Here is a 21,464-nt window from a genome sequence, read left to right as displayed (position 1 = left end):
GTTCTCCAACAGATTTCAGCATGATTTCCTTGAAAGGCTGCCATTTCCCCAAGGATGCGGTTTTGTACGCCGTTTACTTCTACCTGCGGTACACGGTTTCTTATCGTGATTTGGAAGAGATCATGGCGCATGGACGAAACCTATATTCGTGTACGCGGGAAGCGGATGTATCTCTATCGAGCGGTCGATAAACACGGCAAGACGCTTGATTTCATGCTGTCTGAGCGGCGAAATCGTCATGCAGCCACCAGTTTCTTTGTCAAAGCACTGTCGTCAAATGGAATTCCGAGCAAGATCGTCATCGACAAAAGCGGGGCAAATGCAGCTGGCATTCGAGAAGTGGACAGAATTCCGAGGCGAGTTGGATGCCCAGCCAATGTTCAGATAATCAGCTCCAAATATCTGAACAACATGATCGAACAGAATCATCGGTTCATCAAACGACGCGTGCGGCACATGTACGGGTTCAAGTCGTTCGATCCGCCTCGGCTACTTTGGACGGCATTGAGGTCGCCAACATGATCCGCAAGCAGCAATTCTCTAGCACTACCACGTCGGGCTTTCGGCTATTTGCTGAGATCGCAGGATAGCTGTGTCCGGTAGGTCGCTGGCGCTGGCCGTTCTAAAAGTCTGCGACAGAACCGATTTGCTGCGCATGAGCGGTTTGCCGCGTATCTGACAAGAGATGAAACCACGTTTTCGGCGGAAGGCCGCGTGTCCTTCTGGTTGTGGCTTGCCTGTCTACTCGTGCCGGATATCTGTGAGCGAGACGATTCATATCTGTGAACAATATCTGGTACAGGGCATGACGTTGCATCTTGCACGATCCAGTCTCGTTGGCATTTCGCTATTGATAACCTCTGGTGTAGCGGCAGAGGAAGATGGCTCGTTTTTTGATCCGTTTGACGAGCTGGTGAAAAGCCGCTGGTTTGTCTCAAGTGGTTGGGCGAATGGCGATCATCAGAGCTGCCTTTGGCACAAGGACCGCGTGAAGGTTGAGGATGGGAAACTGCTGTTGTCCTTAACTGATCATGCAAAGAAAGACCGTCAGTTTAGTTGCGGTGAAATCCAGACACATGCACGCCTCGGATACGGAACCTTTGAGGCGCGCATGAAAGTGCCATATGCACGCGGTATGAACGCAAATATGTTCACCTTCATTGGCCCGCCGCAGGACCGGCCACATAATGAAATCGACTTTGAGTTTATTGCGCCGAATAATCCGGTACTCCAGACGAATGTCCACTTTCGGGGCGACAGCGAAAACACAGAGCTGATCGCACGACCGGATGATAACGCATTCCATGACTATGCTTTTGTTTGGGAGCCTGGGCGCGTTCGTTGGTTCATTGACGGAGAACTTATCCGAGACCTTCGCGGTGATGCTTTACCGAATGAGCCGCAAAAGATGTATCTCAGCCTGTGGTCGACCGATACGCTGGTGAGCTGGATGGGAAAGTTCGACGCCGCCTCTGCGCCGCAGGAACTGGAGGTCGAATGGGCCGCTTTTACCAAGCTTGGGCAGAGCTGCGCGTTTGAACAATCACTGTTGTGCCGGGATGGGATCGATGTGCCCTGAGCCCGTCTTTGTTTGTCTTAAATGTGAGCTCAAGGCGCACTCAGCTTCGGTAGCGTGTCCATTTTTTAGGCAAGTTACGGCGTCCCCGGGGGCCGGTGCCACGGGCTTTTGTTGTTTTGAGCGCCACGATGCGGCACTTGAGCTTACGCCACACCCTCTGGTTGCACATTGCACCCTACGTTTTCACATCCTGGGATCAACGGGAATTGGCTAATACCGTATGAACGTCAGACAGGCCTCAATCATCGACCCCGAACGGAACACAGCTTATGTCGTGCCGGCAGTCGTGGTGTCGATGGTCACCTTTGCGTACTCGGTGAATTTCGGACCTGTGGTGATCCTCGCATTTTACGGGTGCTGGATTCTGCCTTTCGCGCTTGCCCCGCGCATCTTGATGGCGCGTCCGGGGCCGGTGGTTCTACTGCTTTTGGTTCCGTTTTTCTTTGCCCTGTCCGTATTTTGGAGCGATGCGCCGTCGACCACTCTGCGTGCGTCAATCCAATACGGCATTACCTTCTTTGCAGGCCTTGTCGCTGCGCGCATCACGTCTGTCGCCAATCTGGCGCTTGGGGGGACCATCGGTAGCCTGCTGATCCTGACATATTCGGCGATGAATGGCGGCTACTCCTATGACTATATTGATGGGAGTTATGCTTTTAACGGCGCCTTTTCATCAAAAAACCAACTGGGGTATTTCGCCACGCTCGCCATAGTTTTCTCGCTTTCGTTGATCTGGGTTTTTCGGACGCGTGGCGCATTGATACCGATCTCGGCCCTCACCGGTGCGATGGGGGTCGTCATGCTGTGGATGTCAGATTCAGCAACATCGTTGCTATCCGCCTTTGCTGCTTTTTCCGCGATCCTGTTTGTTGGCTTTGTCCTGTTGCTTGCGCCCTGGCTGCGGCGGGCCGCAGTTTTTCTGGCTGTGACCGGAGGTGCTGCGATGGCGGTGGCATCTTATCGTTTGGGGGCATTCGACGCCGTGCTTGCAGCCTTTGGCAAGGATTCCAGCCTGACGGGTCGCACATATCTTTGGAGCAAAGCATTTGAATTTGGCGCTGATCAGCCGGTTCTGGGCCTTGGTTATAATGCCTTCTGGACGCGTGGACGCCCCGAGGCCGAGGTGCTCTGGCAAGAGTTCTACATCTCTGGTCGAACGGGGTTCCATTTCCACAACCTGTTGATTGAAACCTATGTGGGCACCGGGTTGGTAGGGTTGGGTCTTGTGGTTGGGCTTTGCCTTTTGCTGATCCTGATGCCGCTTCGCGCCGCTCTGGGCCGAGGCGGCGTAGGATCTCTGATGCTGATCTCGGGTCTGTCAGTGCTGTTTGTTGTCCGGTCGGTCGCCGAGGTTGATTTTGTTACGCCCCACACGGTCGGAACCTTTCTGGTGGCCTTCGCGCTTGTGCGGCTGTTCGATCACAATCGCGACGTCCGCCACGCAACACGCCTTGCCATGCCAACGCAACGCCCCCGAAACGCAACGGAGATCCTGATATGACCGGCCCGGTACAGGAACGACGCATTCATTGGACCAAGGACAACGCACATCTTCTTGCGGGCTATCGGGACGAACCGCGTGTCGATTTCGGAGCGATGATACGCGCAGTTCGGCGGCAAATGCTGTTGGTCGCGGCTTTTGCGATGACTGGTATCGCCATTGCCGTGATGATGATCCTTGGATCGGTTCCAAAATACACGGCCGTAGAAACAGTGCTGCTGGATGAAGAACGTGCCGAGCTGCTAAACGAGGTGTCGCCCCTGCCCAATGCCGTCCGGTCGGATACGGCGGTGCAAAGCGAGATGGAAATCATCAGATCCGGAGCTCTGGCCTATCAGGTGGTCGATTTGTTGCAACTGGACAAAGATGCGGATTTTCTGTCGCCGCCGGTTGGCTTGACGGAAAAAGTCAGTAAGGCGATTTCTTCCGTGACACGTCCATTGGCCCGACTGCTGACACCGGAACCGCCCGCCCGCGCGAACGAGAATGCTTCGGTAGCGGGCGAAGCTGGCCCGGATGACAACGCAATACCCGACTTTGATCTGGAATTGACGGATCGGGATCGTGCGGTTCGGATTCTGCGTGATCGGCTGTCGGTTTCACGATCGGGACGCAGCCTGGTGATTGAAATTGCGTTTGCTGATTTTGATCCGACGCGGGCTGCGCAGATCGCGCGCGGCTATGGCTCAGCCTACGAGAGCTTTCAGCTTTTGACGACAAACGAGGTGGCGGCCAAGGCAGAAGAATGGTTGCGCGAACGATTGGAAGAGCTCGAGCAAAAGAGCATCGATGCCGCATCGGCCTTGCAGGAGTTCCGGACCGAAAACGACTTGGTGCAAGTGCGCGGCGATCTGCTGACCGAACAGCAGCAATCTGAGCTTGCCAGCGAGTTGATGACAGCCGCGGCAGCGGCGGCAGAGGCAGAAGCTTACCTTGAAAGCATGGAGTCGCTGAGCGCCCGGGCGGTTGATGGTGATGAGATCATCGCAGTTCCGTTGGTCGAAGGACTCGCAGCCGGGATCAGCGAGGAACTGCGGCGTGACTTTCTGAATGCTCGCCAGCGGCGACAAGAAATTGTCAGCCAATTTGGGGCGGATCATCCGCAGGTGCAGCAACTCAATGGCAGTATTCAAGTATTGGAGAATGCCCTGAAGATCGAGTTGCAGCAGGCGACTGAGGCCGCGCGCGTTGCCTACAATATTGCACGTGGCCGAGAGCAGTCGTTGCGGTCCGATCTGGCCGCGATCACCGGAACAACGGATTGGAACGTGGCGCTGCGGGGCCGGTTGCAACAGCTCGAGGCGATCTCGGAAACCTATGCTCAGGTCTATCGCGACTATCTGGCGCGGCTTGAAGTTACAATGCAGCAGCAGGACTTTCCTATCGCGTCGGTTAAAATCATCTCTCCGGCAGAAATTCCGCAGGCACCGTCCAGCCCGCAGAAAAAGGCAATGCTGTTTGCCGGGCTATTTCTGGGTGGTCTTCTAGGGGCTTTGATCGGAGCCACGCGCGAGTTGATGCCGAAACCCGTGCGGACCGTTTCGACCCTGCGAGAGGAGGTCGGAGTAAACTGCGCAGGCTTGTTGCCCGGCCCCAAAAGCCGCAACGACGCGGGTGCTGAACGGGCTCAGACCCTTACAATGGAACGTCTGGCCGGGGCTTGCGAAACCATTCTGCAGAAATCAACAGGCGCGTTGATCGCAATCGCACCGCTTTCATCTGGCCTGAAAGCCGAGGCCGATTTGCCGCGGGACCTTGCTGAACGGCTATCTCACGATGGATCACGGAAGGTATTAGTGATTTATCAGGATGCGCTTGCGCAAGCGCTACCCGCAAGCAAATCAGCAGCTGTTGAAATCGCCAGCTTGCAGCAAGTGCTCGAGACTGTTTTAGGGAGCGACCAGACACTACCGCAAGGTGCTGACCTAACGATGTTGGTCAGTGAGTTGCGCAGCAAATTCAGCTTTGTTCTGTTCGCGCTCAGGCCTCTGAGCCAGGCCACTGCTGCCGATATTCTTGCGGAAGAATGCGATGCCACGCTGCTTCGCATCCAGTGGGGTAAGGCGTTGCCCAGCTTTATCTCTGACGCGTTGATGGATCATCCCCGCTTCAGGGAGGCCTTGATCACAACGGTTCTGGAAGAGGCCAACCTGGCGCAGGCCCGACGCTATATCGGCCCCGGCAGCTATGAGGAGCTTCAGATCAATGCTTAGAAATCGCCATCTCCGGATGATTGCCTGGGTCGTTTCATATGTGCTGGTGCTGAACGTAATGCACTGGAGCAGAGCTAACGCTCAATCGCAATCCGAGCTTCCAGCGCGCGCAGAAACGATTGGTCCGCAGCAAACGCTTGAAATCCGGATCGGGCGATGGGACCCGGTGAACGAGGTTTTTGCATCCTGGGACGCGGTTGGTGGCTCTTATCCTGTCAGCACTACCGGCGCGGTGACCCTACCGCTGATCGGGAGCGTTCAGGCAGCAGGCATGACACCCGATGATTTGGGCGCCGATGTTTCGCGGCGAATACAGGATCGGATGGGCTTGCGTAGCGATGTACAGACTATCGTTACGATCACCGAATTTGCGCCGATCTATGTTTTGGGCGATGTGCGGACACCGGGTGCTTACCCGCATGTGCCGGGCATGACAGTGCTACAGGCACTGAGCCTGTCCGGCGGGGTCAACACACCCTCAGCTGCGTTGGTGCGCGGAGAACGCAATGCGCTGAGTGCCCTTGGCACCTACCGCGTCATGGAGCTTGAAAAGATGCGGCGGCTGGCCCGGCTGGCCCGGTTGGAGGCTGAGGAAAGCGGCACCGAAATCCAGACCCCACCCGAGCTCCAGTCCTCGCCGCTGGGGATCGAACTGCTTGAGCAAGAGCGCCGGATCATGGTGTCGCAGAACTCGGCCTTTGCGTCTAGTTTGGCCCAGATCGACGAGCTAGAGGCCTTGCTGCTCGACCGGATTAATAGTCTGAAACAACAGGCCGATCTGCGTGAGCGGCAATTGCTGCTACTGAATGAAGAGCTTGAAAACGCAAACAGCCTCGTCGAGCGCGGCTTGTCCACCGTTGTGCGAGGAAGCAATCTCCAACGCGCGGTTACAGATCAACAGGTCCGGCTGCTTGAAGTCGAAACTGCGCGGTTGAACGCGGAACAACGGCTGAATGAGACGCGGCGCGACAGGCTGGACCTGACCAACGCGCGTGATCGCGAACGTGTTCAGGGATTGCAGGATCAGCGCGCTGCCATTGCTGAATTGGGTGTAAAGATGGAGACAGAAGCCGCGTTGTTTTCCGAAGCGGCACGCACGGGCAACGGGCTGGTCGAGCTTTCGGACCTCGTATCGCCCAGATTGCAGATCACCAGAACGGGTCCCGAAGGGACGACCACTTTTGCGGCAAATCGAGATGACAAGATTGAAGGTGGAGATGTTCTGGAAGTCGTTCTCTCAACATCTGCGCCAAACGACATGATACCCGTGCGCCGCCTGTCTCCCGATGCGTTCGGTGCCACATTGCCGTCTGACCCCTCTCAGATCATTCCGGGTGAAGCGGCTGGCGAGGTACCTCCTTCCTGACAGCGGTGCGCCCCATCGAGCGGGATGGGGCGGGACAGAATATCCAGCAATATATCAATTTGACGCTCCGGTCTCATCTCGGGCCTTGCGGCATGATCGAGCGCGGCCTGCGCCGCCGCCGCGTAGATCTGTTCGTCGTTCCAGAGCATACGCACCGCTTCCGCCCATTCCTCAACCGGGGCATTACGGCTCAGCAACAGTCCACCTGGCCCGACAGCCTCGGGCAGCCCCCCGATCCGGGACGCTATGACCGGGATGCCGCTGATCTGAGGCTCGGCGGCGATACGGCCAAATGCCTCCTCCCATTGGCTGGGGGCAAGCACTATGCGGGCATCTTTGTAAATCGTGCGCATGTCGTTTGTTGATGGTCGCAACGTGACGTTGGGCAGGCGGGCAAGGCTGGTTTGTAGGTGCGCCTCTTGCTCGGGCGTCAAACCCCAGCCACGCACAAAGACAAATGGAATTTCAGGGCAAACCTCGGCCACTTGCAGCGCGATATCGACGCCTTTGTTCGGGTGCGGGTTGATAAAGGTCACATTGCTGCGGGAAGAGGTCACGCGGTATTTCTCGGCTTCGATCATCGGATAGATCACATTGGCATGAATGCCTTCTGTTTCGGCAAATCGCCGCGCGGTGAAGTTAGAGTTCGCGATGTATCCCGTTTTGGTTAGGTCGCTCGGCGATCCGCCCAGATCCTCATCTTCGACATTCCGCAGATAGACAAAGGTGCGTGTTGCGTCCCGGTTGATCGACTGGGCGAGTTGCACCGGCAAGCGAGATTGGAAGATCGCCACATCGGCCTTAAAATCAGCTACAACACGGCGCACGACCTCTTGAGCAAACCACGCGCGGAATACAGGATAACCAAGCCCAGTGTCGCGTACATAACCGCGCCGATGCAACTTGAGCTGCGCTCGGCTGCGCAGACCTAACCAGCCTTCGCCTGTCAGACCCGCTAGAACTCCAACAGTATGCCCGCGTGCGCGCAGACGTTTGACAAGCTCATGCGTACTTGTCTGCGCCCCGCCATACATCTGCGGCATATAGGGATGGGCACTTCCAAAAAGAATGCGCATGGACAGGTTCACCTCATTTTCAATCTTCAGCAGCGGAGCTTATGGCATGTGGTTACGGGTCGATCAGATGCATATCTTGACAAGAACTTCACTGACACGCTGATGTTGAAGCGGACCCGATGATTTCGGAAGGCGGAAACGACTGGATCACAAGACACCAGAGCCACCTCGTCAGTATGCGGCTCGGGAACGATTCGTTCTGAGCATGGGTTCGATCCAGCTTTCATGAATTTACTGCTCTTTGCTTGCTTTGAGCACTCTCGCATAGCGTGAGTCAGATTCGCGCATCCCGATTGTATCGGAACACGAAAAGTTCTGTAGCTGCCTCGAATTCAGGCAGCTCGCACAGCCGAAGTCAAAAGATACTCGGCAACCGTGTCTATATGTGCGGATTCCACGTTAACGACCCGTTATCCATAGGCAATGCTTCGCTCGCACGGATAATCGAGTTTGCAATTGCAGCAATTGTCATACCCTTCTTATCTACAGATGCGAGAAGGGGCTTTGTAATGAGGACAGCCTGGTAGAGATCACTTTCGCTTGCATCGGGTGATGTGTGTTGGCGATCGTCTTTTCAATTTAAGGGGGCATCGGCGCTGATTTGCGGCGTTACGCAACTGGGAAATGAGGATGTGATGTGATGAAACCATTAGAGACAGAACCGGCTCCTGCTGAGAGTATTATGGTGTCAGCGCTAGGCCCGGCACAGGCAATATGGATCCGTCCGAAGCCACATAACGCCCCTGTTGGCGGGTTGGCAAAACGCGCACTCGACGTCACGGTTGCATTGATCATGCTGGTCATGTTCTCGCCGCTGATGGTTGGACTGGCTTTGCTGGTATTCACAACCTCGCCAGGTCCTATCCTGTATCATCATTGTCGCGTCGGGTATCGCAAACGGTCATTTGGCTGCCTAAAGTTTCGGACAATGGTGGTGAATAGCGACGAGATCCTTCAACAACATCTGGAGAACAGCCCCGAGGCGCGGCTGGAATGGGAGCAGACCCAGAAGTTGCGTGATGACCCGCGTGTCACGTCGGTCGGTCATGTTTTGCGGAAGCTCAGTCTTGATGAGCTGCCGCAGTTGATCAACGTTCTGCGTGGTGAGATGAGCCTTGTTGGTCCCCGCCCGGTTTTGTTTGATGAACTGCGCCGCTATGGCCCTTCGAGCCGCCACTATCTGCGAGCGCGCCCGGGCATTACAGGTTTGTGGCAGGTTAGTGGTCGCAACAATACGACCTACAAACGCCGCGTTGCCTATGACCGTGCTTATGTCACCAATGTAAACACCGCGACGGACATTGCCATCCTTGTGCAAACACTGCCAGCGGCGCTGCGGTCGGATGAAACGGCGTAATCCTCGCAGGTTTATGTACCGGTGCGCCGCTGTTCTGTGCGTTGTTTGAATGCACCTGGGCAACGCGCACATGAAAGCAGAACCCTTACCCCTGATTGCAGATGGTCCTGCGGAGGCCGAGATGGCCGGGCCATTGGTTTCGGTAATCATGTCGAATTACAACGGTTCCGCCTATCTAGCTGCAGCGGTGCTATCGGTTCTGAATCAGTCTTATTCCACGCTGGAGCTGATTGTTGTCGATGATGCCTCAAGCGACGACAGTGTGGCGGTATTGCAAATACTGGCAGCCTCAGACAGTCGGCTTACAATCATTGCGTTACCGAACAATTTAGGGCCTGCGGGAGCCAGAAACTGTGCGTTGGAGGCCGCAAATGGCGATTGGATTGCCATCATGGATGCGGATGATGTGATCCATCCCAAGCGGATTGCTCGCCTGCTGTGCGCCGCTTCGCAGCTAAACGCCGATATGATCGCCGATGATTTGCTGAGCTTTGGATCGGCGAGTGTTGCAGGTCAGACCTTGCTTGGAAAAGCTGCGACGGATGCCGCTAAACGCATCACCGCCGTCGATTTGGTCAAAAGTGACACAGCCAGTTTAGGGCTGGCATCGCTGGGTTATCTTAAACCAATGATCCACCGCGATGCCTTGCGCGCGCTGCGCTACGACGAAACGCTTCGGATCGGAGAGGACTTTGATCTATATTGCCGCCTGCTGATCGGCGGGGCCACGTTCTGGGTAACACCCGAGCCAACCTATCTCTATCGACGGCATTCGGGGTCTGTGTCACACCGTCTGTCCGTGCCTGCGCTAGAAAACTTGATTGCAGCTCACGACTCGGCAGCGACGCTGTCGAAATCGGTGGGCGATGAAGGCTTGTACGCAGCGCTTGCAACTCGGCGACCACGTCTTGTACGCACCTTACACTATCAGCATCTGGTGGTTGCGATTACTACGCGCGATACACTAAGCGCGTGCCGCCAACTGCTGCGGCGCCCCAAGCTTGTGATGGATCTGATGGCCAGTCTGGCAGACCGTTGGAACCGCCGCCGGCACGCCGCGTCGGATCGACACATCTCGGAACCTAGAACCGTTGTGCTTGCCTCGTCCGAGCAGATTTCGTCTGCTGAAGTACCTGAGGATGCGGTACGCGTTCCGGTCGAAGCTTGGTCTCCATCTAACGAGTCAAACCGATATGCAATGGCGTGCCGCCTGACAGAACTGGCCGCACAAGGCCCGGTCCACATTATCGCGATAGGTTTGGAGGGTTTGGACGGGTTGGGCTACGTGCCCGACTGGAACTCAGCGCGGATAATTCTTACCGCAGAAGAAGCGAAGGCCGCTAGCATTCCCTCAAACGCGATGCTGGAGATCTTAGAGTCCCGGGATGGGAACAGCTCTGTCAGGGTTCAATAGCAACCGCGCACCGATCTCGGGGGCAGCTTCATCTGCCATTTTGCTGAGCCCAAGTTTATCTCGTGCGATTTGGCGTATGACGGGCCAGGCCCTGTCGCGCGCATCCAGTAGATATTGGATTGCAGCGGCCGAACCCTGTGTGCGGCGCAGGTTGAGAAAAACCCTATGATCACGTTTTTGACGAACATCTTTTAGATGGGCCCGCATCGCGTTGGTCAGGTCGGGTGCGTGAGGTCCCATACGCAAATGCGCCTCAAGCGCTTTCTGGAATTGTTCCAGCTCTTGAGCGCCATGCTGTGCGCTCAACGAATTTGACCGAACAACTGCGGCATATCCCGGCCTGTGCGTCAGCTTCATTCGTGCCCCGGCGAGCAACATTCGTACATAAAGATCATAGTCTTCGCCCAGCCTGAGCGCTGGATCATAGCGCAAGTTATGTTTGACTAGAAATTCGCGCGAAAGAATGGGTTTCAAAAACCCCAGCTCTCCTCGCGATACACCGGGCCTGCGTAAGTTGCCGAGCACGAAATCGACGGTTCCAAGCGAAGAAAACTCGGGCGCGATTTCCGACCAATCCTGAGTTGTTGCTGCGTCCAGATGGGCGGGCGCGACAAATGCTATGTTGTCAGCGATCACCTCGCAGTTTGTTTCTGACGACAAGCGTCTCAACCGCCCCGGCAAGAACTCGTCGTCCGAATCTAGAATAGCCACGAAATCGGAAATGGCGACCTCTAAGGCTCGATTGCGCGCGGCCGCAGGTCCTTGGTTTTTGTCCTGACAGATGAGCCGAACACGCGGGTCTTGTTGCGCTTCGGCAGCGGCGATGGCTACGGTTTCGTCTTGAGAGGCATCATCCACCACAATTACTTCTGCCGTTTCCGGCTCGGCAAGTGCAGATTGGATCGCCCGCGACAGAGTGTCTTGTGCGTTGTAGGCGGCGATTAGGACGGTAACGCTGGGGCGCATCGAGACTGGACCGGTTTGAGCAAAGCCGAAAGGCACCGACGACGGGTTCTTTGATGTAAAAATCGTATGCGATCTGCCGTTTGCGTCCAAGCGCCTTTGAAGTCTGCGCTGGCGTCTCGGCAGTCGACCGCTCGCATTGCTATAGTTTTGAGCGTTTACCTACAAAGAGCGATTTTGGCATCACGCGTCAGTCTCTTGAGGCACCTGTGCCGTTGGGGTGGCTGGCGTTTTGCCTTCTTCGTCCTGACGTTTGCGCTTCTGGTTTGCCGCCAGCAAAGCAACAACCGCGACATATGCCAGCTGCAAAACAACCGCTACGGCAATGACAAATAGGATGAGCTTTCCGGTGCTGAAGCCAGCGGCCATACCAATTGCTGCCGCCACAGCAACAGAGAAAAAGAAACCCGCTAAGAAGATCGGCAATCGCATCGTTTTCACCAGCAAAACGGACGCAGATCGAAGTTCAATTCGCCCATTGTTCGACAAAGCCTACAGCAAAAGTCCGCGACCCTGCTACAGTGTTTTGCTCAGGATCGTCGCTTGTTGCCTGACGTAGCATTCTATTCTGGACGTCAATTGAGCAAAATCGAGGAAATTTCTAGATGCTTGTCCACGGGATTCTCGGCGGGAATCCAGGTCAGATTCCAGTTACGCGACGCTTGCTCGAGGATGATCCGTATATTGCGACTTCGCGAAAGCCGATCAGTGACGCAATTGTGCCCATGTGCAACGCACCCCGCAGGAGGTTGGCGTTGCGGCGAGCAGCGACCGGGATGGTTACTAGCGCCAGCCCCATACAATAGACCACTTTTGCAAAAGCGAGCGGCAGCATGGCAAAACGCCCGTGGGTTCCGTTGTCTTGACGCAGGAGGTTCCCATGGGTTTGTCCCATCCGAAACCGGCGCTTCAGCAGCCATGAAATTGTTGCCCGCTCAGGGGTCACCGGTTCATCCAACCACGCAGTTGGCGCAAACGCGACTTGCGCGCCGTCCTGCATCGCCGCCCTGAAAAAGGCCGTATCCTCGCCGCCAGATATTCCACGATCAAGATCGAAACGGCGTCCTGTGAGCGCATCGCTCGCCAGATTCATAATCACATTGCAACTGTGTCCGGCGATGGGTCGTCCGTCTGCGTCTGTTTCAGGTCGCGTGTCATGAATACTGAGAACCTGCATCCAACGCGGCGCATCAGTCGGATAGATAGCCCTTACCGGTCCGACAACGACATCCGTATTCGCGTCTGTCAGCCGGGTTATAAGCGTGTTGAGCCACTCGGGTGGTGCGATCTCGTCATCATCAATGAATGCGAAGACGCTTAATTCGCGTCGCTCGGCCTCTTCCAATGCTGCGTTTCGGGCAATGGAGATGTTACCGGAGGGGGCGAAGCGATAGATTACGTTGTGCTGCGACCCAGAGGCGAAGCTCTCGACCATGTCACGCGCTGTGGGAGTATCGTCATTGTCGACGACAATGATCGATAGGCGGGTTCCGCATGGCAGTACCTGGCCTTCCAATGAACGCAAAGTCCCGAGCAGTTCCGGTCGCCGATGAGTGCAGACCCCGACGGCGACATGGTCGATTAAGACTGGTGCGGTCTCTGGGGGGTGAGCCAGCGCGAGGCGAGAATGCGATGCTGGTGGGCGCAGAAGAACCTGCCGCCAGAACCCGATAGACCATCCCAGATGCATCGTGGCAGCAATTGGCGCAGCCGCAAGCGCCAAAGGATCGCGACGATTAACCGCCAGAGCGGCTCCACCGATCAGACATGCAAGCCCCCATAGGGCAGCCGGAATTGTAAAGAACATTCCAAACGAGGCCAGCGCCGTCATTGCGACCGCAGGAGCGACCGATATCATGAGAAGTTGACGAGGGCGCGGCCTTAGCTTGTGCTTTAGAACTGTGCGCGCTCGTCCTCGGCCGAAATTGAGATATTGCCGAAAAAGTGACGCAAGAGACTGGCGCGGAAAATAGGTTAACTTCGTGCGGGATGTCAGCCAGATGCGATGCCCTGCCTGCGTCAGCCGCAAGTCCAGTTCTGCATCTTCGTTATGCGAAAAGCTCTCATCATATCCACCCACTGACCGGAACGCATCCAGCCGCATCAGGGCGTGATGCCCGTGATCGACAAATCGTCCCGTTCCGGCGAGGCGATGGGCCGATCCACCATTGCCCAGCCGAGTGTTCTGCGTGAGTGCGATGATACGCTGCATTGGGGTCGTGCCAACCGCGTTCATGGAAACAACGACGCTTGCCACGCCAGTTTTCTCAGCCTCTTTAAGCAGCACATCGGCAAAATCGTCAGGATAGCTGGAATGCGCATCCAGACGCAGCAACCAATCCATTCCATCTCCAAACCGGGCGCAGGCGGCGTTGATCGCTGCGCTTTGGATGCGGGCAGGATTGTTCAGTAGGCGGATGTCGAATTGCGGCAATGCGGCGATTCGATCCCGAACGATGTCCAGCGTGCCATCTGTTGATCCACCATCGGCAATCACAAGACGCACCAGCGCACCGCAACGCAGCCTGCGCTGCATAAAACCGACCAATCCATCGATGACAGCTGCGATATGCGCGGCTTCGTTCAGTGTCGGCACAACGATCAGAACCGCGTCCTGTGACGTACCAACATGTTGCTCGGCTTTTTTGCCTGCTATTGCGTCTACAAGGTCGCGGGCCTCTTGATCGGTTGTCCTCCAAGTACTGAGGGGTGCGGTGTGTTGGGCTTGGCGCAGATGTTCGAGAGTTTCGGACGACAGTTTATCCATCATATCGATGACCGCGTCGTTATCTGCTTGATCCAGGATCAGCCCCAGTTCCAGTTCGTTCAGACGTCGCGCAGTTTCGGTCCCGGCCACGGCAATCGGCGGGACTTGATTGATCCCGCTTTCATACAAACGGTTTGGCAAAAGCCAGTCGGAATTGCTTCCGGTATCATATCGGTCGATCAACCATGCAAGATCGACTCCGCTATAAATGCGCGCCAGATCGTCCGGATACACATAGGATCCTTCGAACTGCAAGTCCGGGTTGGCCTCCACGATCCGGTGAAAATCGGGTAGAGCGTCAAGGGCCGGGCGTCCGCGCAAAATGACCTGATAGCGGCCCGGCCGCGCCCGTGTCAGCGCATCGAGACTGTGCAGCGAGAAAGGACACCTGAGTATCCCGAACCAGCCGATGCGCAACGGCGCGTCCTTACATTGGTACTCGCTGGGCTTGGGTATTGGGGAAGCAGCATTGACCACTTTGTTTTCAACTAGAAAGACCGGTGCTTGGCACTGCTCATAGGCCTCGAAATGGGCACGTAGGAAGGCCGGAGACGATACGATCAGGCCATCGACTCCTCGGCACAGGCGTCGCTCGATCCAGCGCATCGCCCGCGCAGGTTTCGAAGGGCCAACCATCAGGCGGTGAATATCGAGGACCTCGTAGATAAGCGCAACGGGCCGACCCTTCGAAAGGCTACGACGCAACGGGACGGCCAATGCCAACATCTCGAGGTTGCGGCACAAAATAGTGTCGGGATGCGGGATGTCCGAAAACGATGCCTTCAAGCGCATGCGTTGTTGCAGCACAGACAGCACGCGTTGGATCATTCTTGTGTTGTAGGTCTGTCCCAGAACCAGGGCATTTTCGGGCAAAGGACCGCTGCGGCGACGAAACCCGGCAACCGTGACCTCAGCACCGCCCAGACGCAGCATGTCAACCCGACGCCAGATCGCGGCGTCATCCAGATCATGGGCCAGATAAAGGATACGTCTCTGCTCGTCGGGGTTCCTGCAACCCGCAGAAAAATTATCATGATTCTTGTAGCTCTGAGTCGTCATCGGTCGATCATCCCACCACGGATGCAGCTATGGGTTGTAGCTAGACTCGCGCTTCGGTGATTGTCAAAGCCGGAGCCAACAGCGGGCGAAACAGAGCCGATGTCTGAGCTGGAATGAGCAGGAAAACGTCGATGTGCGGATTCTTGCGGCAACAATCGAATGCAGTACTGGCTTAATACGCGGATGTCCGCTTTCAGTCTTGCGCGTGGAAAGTAAGCGGGTTTGCCACTTTGTCGGGCACCCGTATGGCGGGAATTTGCTGAAAAGGATGCTGCACCTGCAAAGGATGGGCGAGTCACATCCCGCTGTGCTTAGGTCGCCCCAACGCACGATGTCGAATTGTCGGAAAGAACCTCGCAATGGCTCAACGGGCACTTCATGAGGCAGTCGAAACTGTTGCTCATGACAGTTACAAAGGTACCGTGCTGCAGGGCAGCTTTTACACCGGGCTCAGCCAGGGTGTGACAGTCGGCTGTCAGATCGCTTCTGTCCTCATTCTGTCGCGTCTGCTGATGCCTGCCGACTTTGGCCGTATCGCGATGATTGGTCCGGTTATCGCGTTCCTGTCGATGTTCAAGGAAATGGGTCTGCTGCAAGCCGTTATTCAGAAAAAGTCGCTGACATACGGTCAGCTCAATTCGCTGTTCTGGATCAATATGGGCGTGAGCGCTGTCCTGACGATTTTCCTGATCCTGATGGCACCGTTGATCGCACAATTCTACAATGAACCAGACCTGATCTGGCTGATCCGAGCGATGGCGCTTGGCATGATGCTGACCGCCCTTGGGGCGCAGCATTTTGCGCTGCTGAACCGCCGGATGATGTTTGGACGGATCGCGATAAACAGCGGAATGGTTGCGCTGGCCACCCTTGCAACATCGATCCTGTGGGCGCTTGTCTCGCCCTCACCCTGGGCCTTGGTTGCGGGTACGTTAGTGGGCGGAATTGTTGGGTCTGTGATGGTTTGGGTCTGGGTGGCCTGGCGCCCTTCGCGGCCCGGCTTAGCGCCGGGAACAACCGATTTGCTGGGGTTTGGTGCCGGGATCACAGGTTTCAAACTGGCAAATTTTCTGTCGCGCAATCTGGATAGTATTCTGATCGGTCGGGTCTGGGGCAGCGCGCAGCTTGGGTTTTATGACCGCGCCTACAAACTGATCCTGTTTCCGCTGAACCGGGTGGCTCAGCCTCTGTCGCTAGTCATGGTGCCTGTCCTTTCGCGTGTGCAGGATGAGCCCGAGCGCTATGCCCGTGCATTTTTTCGTGTCTTTGGGTTAATGCAGCTCGCGATCCTGCCCGGTGTCGCAGCGATGACTGGTATGGCCGAGACCGCAGTGCCCTTCCTGTTGGGCGCTCAATGGGCCGACAGCGCCCCGATTTTTGCAGCTTTGGGAATTGCCGCTTTGGCCCAACCACTTGCCAACCCTACGGGATGGTTGTTTGTCAGTCAGGGCCGCACGACCGAGATGGCATTTTGGGGCCTCGCATCTGCGGTAGTGACCTGCGGAGCCTTTCTATGGGGAGTGCAATACGGAGTGCGGGAATTGGCCCTAGCTTATGCCGTGGTCACACTGCTTAAGCTGTTTCCACTTTGGGCTCTTGTCAGCCGAAAAGGACCAATTGGTCGAGACAGCTTAGGCAAGCATATCCTGCCGGTCTTTTGCGCCGGGCTTACCGCCTATGCAGTCGTTTGGGGCAGCCACTCGGGGCTGCCCGATACTGCGTCGCTGAAACTGCTGATGGGGACTACGCTGAGCTATTTGGTTTTTGTGGTTGTTTTGACGTTCAGCTCCTACGGGCGCGAGATTCTGGTCGAGGTGAAGCAGCTGCTCATCCAGGCGGCAAGAACCCTCCGTCGGCCCAGATCGGGAAAGCACGCCTGATGCGAATAGGAACTCCATATCTCGTCGAACAGCGTGCCACTCACCGTTGGATGGCGGGGGAACTGCGTTGACTTATCTAGAACAGATCGGAACCCGGATCAGCTGGCAGGTCGCGCCCGGTCGGATGATTGCGCGGTCTCATCCCAAACCTGATCCAAACCTTGATGACGTCTATATGAAACGCGGGCTGATTCTGATTCATATTCCCAAGAACGCAGGCACCTCGGTCGAGGATGCGATCTATGGCTATCACGTTCGTCATCGAACGTGGCGCGAGGTTCAGGCGCTTTGTCCGCGCGCCTGGCAATCTCTTCCCAAGATCGCGATACTACGTGATCCGGTGGATCGATTCCTATCGGCATTCGACTATCTCAAATCTGGCGGACGGAACGAGCAGGACAGACGATTCGGCGCGCGTATGATCGGGGATCGTTCAATTGACGCGTTCCTGGACCGGTTCTGCAACAATCCATCGTTTCGGGCTACCTCCATGCGGTATTTTCACTTCCGCCCCCAAAGCGAATTCATCTGTGACGGCGATGTCGTCAAGGTAGATCATTTGATCCCATTTCACAGGATAGCGCAGGGGCTGGAGAAATTTGCTGGTGTGGCCCCCAGTGCCCTTAAACATGCCAATAAAACAAACGGGCGACGCTCGGAGCTGCCGCAATCGGCGGCTGATCATCTGCGCAGTATTTATGCGCAGGACGCCGCCCTGTTCACACAAACCTGCCAAATGTGGAAGGCGGAATCATGCCAAGAAACCCGCACATGAGTTTTGCTCAGATGTCACTGCGCGCGCTGTTTTCATGCGCATTTGAAAGGTTTTGACGATGCGAATTCTGTTTGCTGGCGGGAATAGCTGGTTGCCCGAAGCCAGCGGTGGAACCCAGAACAGCACCGATCACCTGATCCGACAGAGTATCGCACAGGGCCACGAATGTGCAGTCTATTGCGGCTTTTCCGGGCGCGGGGTTTTCGGCTTTCGAATGCGCGTGCAACGCAAGATGACAGGCCGACCGTTCAGTATCGACCAAAGGCAAGGTTATGAGGTGATGCGTACGTGGGAGCCGACCGATCCGCATCGGATCGCCGCAGCTGTCCAGCATTTCCGGCCCGATGCCGTGGTGATCCAGACACGCCACTCAGCCCAACTGGGGCATGAATTCGCAAAGTTGGGCCTGCCCGTTGTGCTTTATTTGCGCAACGTCGAATTCAATGAGAATGAAGGCGATGTCAGCGCTATTCCGGGCGCTAGCTTCATCGCTAATTCTAATTTTACGGCCGGTGCCTATCGCGATGCTTATGGTATCGACTGCACAGTTATAACTCCGACCATTAACTTTGAAGAATACAGCTGCGATTCGACACAAGAGTTTGCGACGCTGATCAACATTCACCCCAAAAAAGGATATGAGGTGGCTCGCGACGTTGCGCGAGCCTGTCCCGACATTCCGTTCTTGTTTGTCGAGGCCTGGACCTTGTGGGACGGGCTTTTCAAACAGATTATGGCCGAGATCGCCGAGTTGCCGAATGTAACTTACATGAGCCGGACCTCGGATATGTCGAGAGTCTACGGCCGCACAAAGGTCCTGTTGGCCCCAAGCCAGTGGGAAGAAGCCTGGGGCCGCGTAGCGTCCGAGGCCCATTGTAGTGGTATCCCTGTTGTCGGCTCGGACAGGGGTGGGCTGGGTCAGGCTATTGGACCTGGCGGTATTGTCCTGCCCCATGATGCACCGACCGAAGACTGGGTCGCCGCGCTGCGCAGACTCTGGTTTGATGACACCGCTTATGCCGATCTGTCCGAAAAAGCGTTGGCCTACGCTCAACGGCCCGAGCTGAACTTCCATCGCCAGCATGATACTTTTATTTCGGTGCTCAAGCGCGCAGTTTCCAAGCAAGATGCCAGCGTTCCAGCCTGATATGCGGACCTCGATCACCCAAGGAAGCGGGCTATGAAGATCTGCTTTTGTGTCTCTAGCTTTCCGGTTCTGTCGCAAACCTTTGTGACCTCGCAGGTGCTTCATGCCTTGCGGCACGGGCACGAGGCGATCGTCGCGTGCAAGACGGTCGGCACGGACGTTGCTCTTTCAGAGGAACAGGAAAGCTTGCTTGGCAATGTGAAGACGATCATCTGGCCACGCGAACAGCCACGTATCCTGAAGGTTCTACCGAGTTCGTGGTCTCGCCGGATCGCCGCACAGCTGGACCGAGCTGCGTGGCGACGTCAGATCGATGCCGATGTTGTTGTTGCGCATTTCGGGTTTCGGGGACGGGCGGTCGCCCGGGCACAACGTGGCTGGAAACATCGCCCCCCGCTTGTGACCGTTTTCCACGGGCGCGATGTCAGCGTTGAATACCGGCGCGACGCGTTGGCGGGTTATCGTGACCTCTTTACCGAAGGAGATCTGCACGTCACTGTAAATGAGCAGTTTGCCCGGCAACTTGTGGAATGCGGCGCCCCGTCAGACCATGTTGAAACCCGGCATCTCGGAATCCCCATCTCGGATTACGAATTTTGCTCTCCATCTTTCGGAACAACACTACGGTTTTTCAGCGTGTGTCGGCTGGTTGAGAAAAAGGGGCTAGAAACAGCGATCAGGGCGCTGACACTGCTGCGTCAGAGGCACCCTGAGTTGGATTGGCGTTATGACATAGGCGGCGATGGTCCCCTAATGGAGCAGCTGCGCGATCAGGTGGAAAAAACAGAGCTTGGGGATCGCATAGAGTTTTTGGGCTCGTTGCCGCACAAGGATGCGCTGTATCGGATAGCAGGTGCGGATGCTTTGTTTGTGCCGAGCCTGACGGCAAGGGATGGTGATCAGGAAGGCATCCCGGTCACATTGATGGAAGCAATGGCGTTGGGGACACCGGTTTGCACCACGTACCATTCCGGAATCCCCGAGCTAGTGACCCACGGTGAAACCGGTTTGCTGGCGGATGAGCGCGATGCAGAAGGTTTCTATAGAAACATCGTCCGTCTCGCTCAAAACCCCGATCTGACCAAAGCTCTTGCCAAGGCAGCACGGGAAAAGGTGGAGAGCGAGTTCAACGAGGACCAGCAGAACATCCAGTTCCTGGATCGCTGTCAGGCTTTGCTGAAACAAGCGCCGGCAATTGGACCCAGAAGCACCCGCACCCCCATCAAGCTGTCCTAGGGTCAGGACCCATTGATTTCGGCTTTGCCGCGTGATTCACGGTTCGAAAACGAGCGGTGAACATGTCTGATCTTTTTTGGTTGTCGGAGGCGCAGATGGCGCGCCTTGAACCCTTCTTTCCCAAGTCCCACGGCAAGCCCCGCGTAGATGACAGGCGTGTCCTGAGTGGGGTTATATTCATCAATCGCAATGGCTTGCGCTGGCGGAACGCACCGCGGGAATACGGGCTACACAAGACACTGTACAACCGCTGGAAGCGGTGGAGTGATAAAGGCATTTTCGCCCGGATGATGGCCGGTCTGGCTGCCGAACACGGTGAAGAGAAGACCGTGATGATCGATGCCACCGACCTGAAGGCCCACCGTACCGCGACCAGTTTGGGCGTCAAAAAGGGGGGCGTGGACGCCTGATCGGTCGCACCAAGGGCGGCATGAACACCAAGTTGCATGCCATCTGCGACGGCCGGGGACGTCCGTTCAACCTGTTCATCACCGCCGGTCAGGTCAGCTGATTACATTGGTGCGCGGGCATTGCTGAGTAGCCTGCCAGGTGTCGATTGGCTGCTCGGGGATCGCGGCTATGATGCTGATTGGTTCAGAGAAGCGTTGAAAGACAAAGGCATACGCGCCTGCATCCCTGGCCGAAAGCAACGGAAGACAGCCATCCGATACGACAAGCGCCGTTACAAGCGCCGCAACCGGATCGAGATCATGTTCGGCAGGTTAAAGGACTGGCGGCGTGTCGCAACCCGCTATGACCGCTGTCCCAAGGTCTTCCTATCCGCCATTGAGAAACTGATTGCCCACCCAAATGGCGAGCGCAATTGGGCGAACCCTCCCAAGAGGTTCGTCAAATCTGACGACAACCCCAAGAAGGGAAAGGACAAATTATTGTGACGAGTCACCAATGTTGATCACTGTCCTCTCCTAACCGATTGAAATACTTAGCGTCGATTTCGACGAGAGTCATTGTTGACGTCACTCGACTCATCAACTTTGGTCATTCTCACAGCGAAAGAAAACCTGAGCAGCCTCATCTGACTGGTCCAACCTGATTGTTAGTGCATCATCGGCCTGTAATCCATTGGGATGATGGTTTCAGGTGCTGGCGGGCGATAGCCCAGTGCACTGT

14 protein-coding genes and 2 pseudogenes are annotated in these 21,464 nt (G+C 56.2%); 12 read left to right on the top strand and 4 right to left on the bottom strand.

The genetic code is table 11. The features are described 5' to 3' along the window. Positions 1-20: 20 nt before the first annotated feature. From ABLN87_RS20425 to ABLN87_RS20405, 5 genes and pseudogenes are all read left to right on the top strand, one after another. A pseudogene (locus tag ABLN87_RS20425) lies at positions 21-590 on the top strand (IS6 family transposase). A gap of 170 nt (positions 591-760) precedes the next feature. Further along, on the top strand, positions 761-1,579 hold the full coding sequence (locus ABLN87_RS20420; protein ID WP_353013778.1) for a family 16 glycosylhydrolase: 819 nt from the start codon (positions 761-763) through the stop codon (positions 1,577-1,579). A 220-nt stretch (positions 1,580-1,799) separates the two neighbouring features. Further along, positions 1,800-3,080 (top strand): O-antigen ligase family protein, encoded by a 1,281-nt coding sequence (locus ABLN87_RS20415; protein ID WP_353013776.1) that lies wholly within the window; start codon positions 1,800-1,802, stop codon positions 3,078-3,080. After that, positions 3,077-5,293, top strand: coding sequence for a Wzz/FepE/Etk N-terminal domain-containing protein (locus ABLN87_RS20410; protein WP_353013774.1), 2,217 nt, complete (start codon positions 3,077-3,079; stop codon positions 5,291-5,293). Before ABLN87_RS20415 ends, ABLN87_RS20410 begins: the two co-directional genes overlap by 4 nt. Then, complete coding sequence (locus ABLN87_RS20405) at positions 5,286-6,659, top strand: polysaccharide biosynthesis/export family protein (protein WP_353013772.1); 1,374 nt, start codon at positions 5,286-5,288, stop codon at positions 6,657-6,659. Before ABLN87_RS20410 ends, ABLN87_RS20405 begins: the two co-directional genes overlap by 8 nt. Here ABLN87_RS20405 and ABLN87_RS20400 read toward each other — a convergent pair. Then, on the bottom strand, positions 6,614-7,735 hold the full coding sequence (locus ABLN87_RS20400) for a glycosyltransferase (RefSeq protein WP_353013770.1): 1,122 nt from the start codon (positions 7,733-7,735) through the stop codon (positions 6,614-6,616). The genes ABLN87_RS20405 and ABLN87_RS20400 overlap by 46 nt on opposite strands. Positions 7,736-8,375: 640 nt before the next feature. Here ABLN87_RS20400 and ABLN87_RS20395 point away from each other — a divergent pair. Then, positions 8,376-9,092 (top strand): sugar transferase, encoded by a 717-nt coding sequence (locus ABLN87_RS20395; RefSeq protein WP_353013769.1) that lies wholly within the window; start codon positions 8,376-8,378, stop codon positions 9,090-9,092. 70 nt (positions 9,093-9,162) lie between these two features. After that, complete coding sequence (locus ABLN87_RS20390) at positions 9,163-10,506, top strand: glycosyltransferase family 2 protein (RefSeq protein WP_353013767.1); 1,344 nt, start codon at positions 9,163-9,165, stop codon at positions 10,504-10,506. Here ABLN87_RS20390 and ABLN87_RS20385 read toward each other — a convergent pair. From ABLN87_RS20385 to ABLN87_RS20375, 3 genes are all read right to left on the bottom strand, one after another. Further along, positions 10,465-11,472: a glycosyltransferase family 2 protein gene (locus tag ABLN87_RS20385; protein WP_353013765.1), complete on the bottom strand. Its 1,008-nt coding sequence runs from the start codon at positions 11,470-11,472 to the stop codon at positions 10,465-10,467. The two genes, ABLN87_RS20390 and ABLN87_RS20385, sit on opposite strands and share 42 nt — an antisense overlap. Positions 11,473-11,652: 180 nt before the next feature. Further along, positions 11,653-11,901, bottom strand: coding sequence for a hypothetical protein (locus ABLN87_RS20380; RefSeq protein ID WP_353013763.1), 249 nt, complete (start codon positions 11,899-11,901; stop codon positions 11,653-11,655). Positions 11,902-12,109: 208 nt separating this feature from the next. Continuing rightward, positions 12,110-15,295, bottom strand: a complete 3,186-nt coding sequence (locus ABLN87_RS20375; RefSeq protein WP_353013761.1) for a glycosyltransferase — start codon at positions 15,293-15,295, stop codon at positions 12,110-12,112. A 359-nt stretch (positions 15,296-15,654) separates the two neighbouring features. Between ABLN87_RS20375 and ABLN87_RS20370 the strand changes: the two genes are divergently transcribed. From ABLN87_RS20370 to ABLN87_RS20350, 5 genes and pseudogenes are all read left to right on the top strand, one after another. Continuing rightward, entirely contained in the window at positions 15,655-17,175 is a 1,521-nt protein-coding gene (locus ABLN87_RS20370; protein WP_353013759.1) for a lipopolysaccharide biosynthesis protein, read from the top strand. 67 nt (positions 17,176-17,242) lie between these two features. Further along, positions 17,243-17,950, top strand: a complete 708-nt coding sequence (locus tag ABLN87_RS20365) for a sulfotransferase family 2 domain-containing protein (protein ID WP_353013757.1) — start codon at positions 17,243-17,245, stop codon at positions 17,948-17,950. 58 nt (positions 17,951-18,008) lie between these two features. Further along, positions 18,009-19,097 carry a glycosyltransferase gene (locus ABLN87_RS20360; RefSeq protein WP_353013755.1) on the top strand — a complete coding sequence of 363 codons (1,089 nt, stop codon included), beginning with the start codon at positions 18,009-18,011 and terminating at the stop codon, positions 19,095-19,097. Between the two features lie 33 nt (positions 19,098-19,130). Beyond that, complete coding sequence (locus ABLN87_RS20355; protein WP_353013753.1) at positions 19,131-20,333, top strand: glycosyltransferase; 1,203 nt, start codon at positions 19,131-19,133, stop codon at positions 20,331-20,333. Positions 20,334-20,395: 62 nt separating this feature from the next. Beyond that, a pseudogene (locus ABLN87_RS20350) lies at positions 20,396-21,229 on the top strand (IS5 family transposase). Positions 21,230-21,464: the final 235 nt, after the last annotated feature.

It is taken from the genome of Ruegeria sp. SCP10 (assembly GCF_040329495.1).
Lineage (GTDB): Bacteria > Pseudomonadota > Alphaproteobacteria > Rhodobacterales > Rhodobacteraceae > Ruegeria.
This window is presented reverse-complemented; position numbering and strand designations above follow the sequence as displayed.

What these genes read in the sequence shown, in the direction of transcription:
- ABLN87_RS20415 (WP_353013776.1), top strand. Translation starts at nt 1,800, where the DNA reads ATGAACGTCAGACAGGCCTCAATCATCGACCCCGAACGGAACACAGCT.
- ABLN87_RS20410 (WP_353013774.1), top strand. Translation starts at nt 3,077, where the DNA reads ATGACCGGCCCGGTACAGGAACGACGCATTCATTGGACCAAGGACAAC.
- ABLN87_RS20405 (WP_353013772.1), top strand. Translation starts at nt 5,286, where the DNA reads ATGCTTAGAAATCGCCATCTCCGGATGATTGCCTGGGTCGTTTCATAT.
- ABLN87_RS20400 (WP_353013770.1), bottom strand. Translation starts at nt 7,735, where the DNA reads ATGCGCATTCTTTTTGGAAGTGCCCATCCCTATATGCCGCAGATGTAT.
- ABLN87_RS20395 (WP_353013769.1), top strand. Translation starts at nt 8,376, where the DNA reads ATGAAACCATTAGAGACAGAACCGGCTCCTGCTGAGAGTATTATGGTG.
- ABLN87_RS20390 (WP_353013767.1), top strand. Translation starts at nt 9,163, where the DNA reads ATGAAAGCAGAACCCTTACCCCTGATTGCAGATGGTCCTGCGGAGGCC.
- ABLN87_RS20385 (WP_353013765.1), bottom strand. Translation starts at nt 11,472, where the DNA reads ATGCGCCCCAGCGTTACCGTCCTAATCGCCGCCTACAACGCACAAGAC.
- ABLN87_RS20380 (WP_353013763.1), bottom strand. Translation starts at nt 11,901, where the DNA reads ATGCGATTGCCGATCTTCTTAGCGGGTTTCTTTTTCTCTGTTGCTGTG.
- ABLN87_RS20375 (WP_353013761.1), bottom strand. Translation starts at nt 15,295, where the DNA reads ATGACGACTCAGAGCTACAAGAATCATGATAATTTTTCTGCGGGTTGC.
- ABLN87_RS20370 (WP_353013759.1), top strand. Translation starts at nt 15,655, where the DNA reads ATGGCTCAACGGGCACTTCATGAGGCAGTCGAAACTGTTGCTCATGAC.
- ABLN87_RS20360 (WP_353013755.1), top strand. Translation starts at nt 18,009, where the DNA reads ATGCGAATTCTGTTTGCTGGCGGGAATAGCTGGTTGCCCGAAGCCAGC.
- ABLN87_RS20355 (WP_353013753.1), top strand. Translation starts at nt 19,131, where the DNA reads ATGAAGATCTGCTTTTGTGTCTCTAGCTTTCCGGTTCTGTCGCAAACC.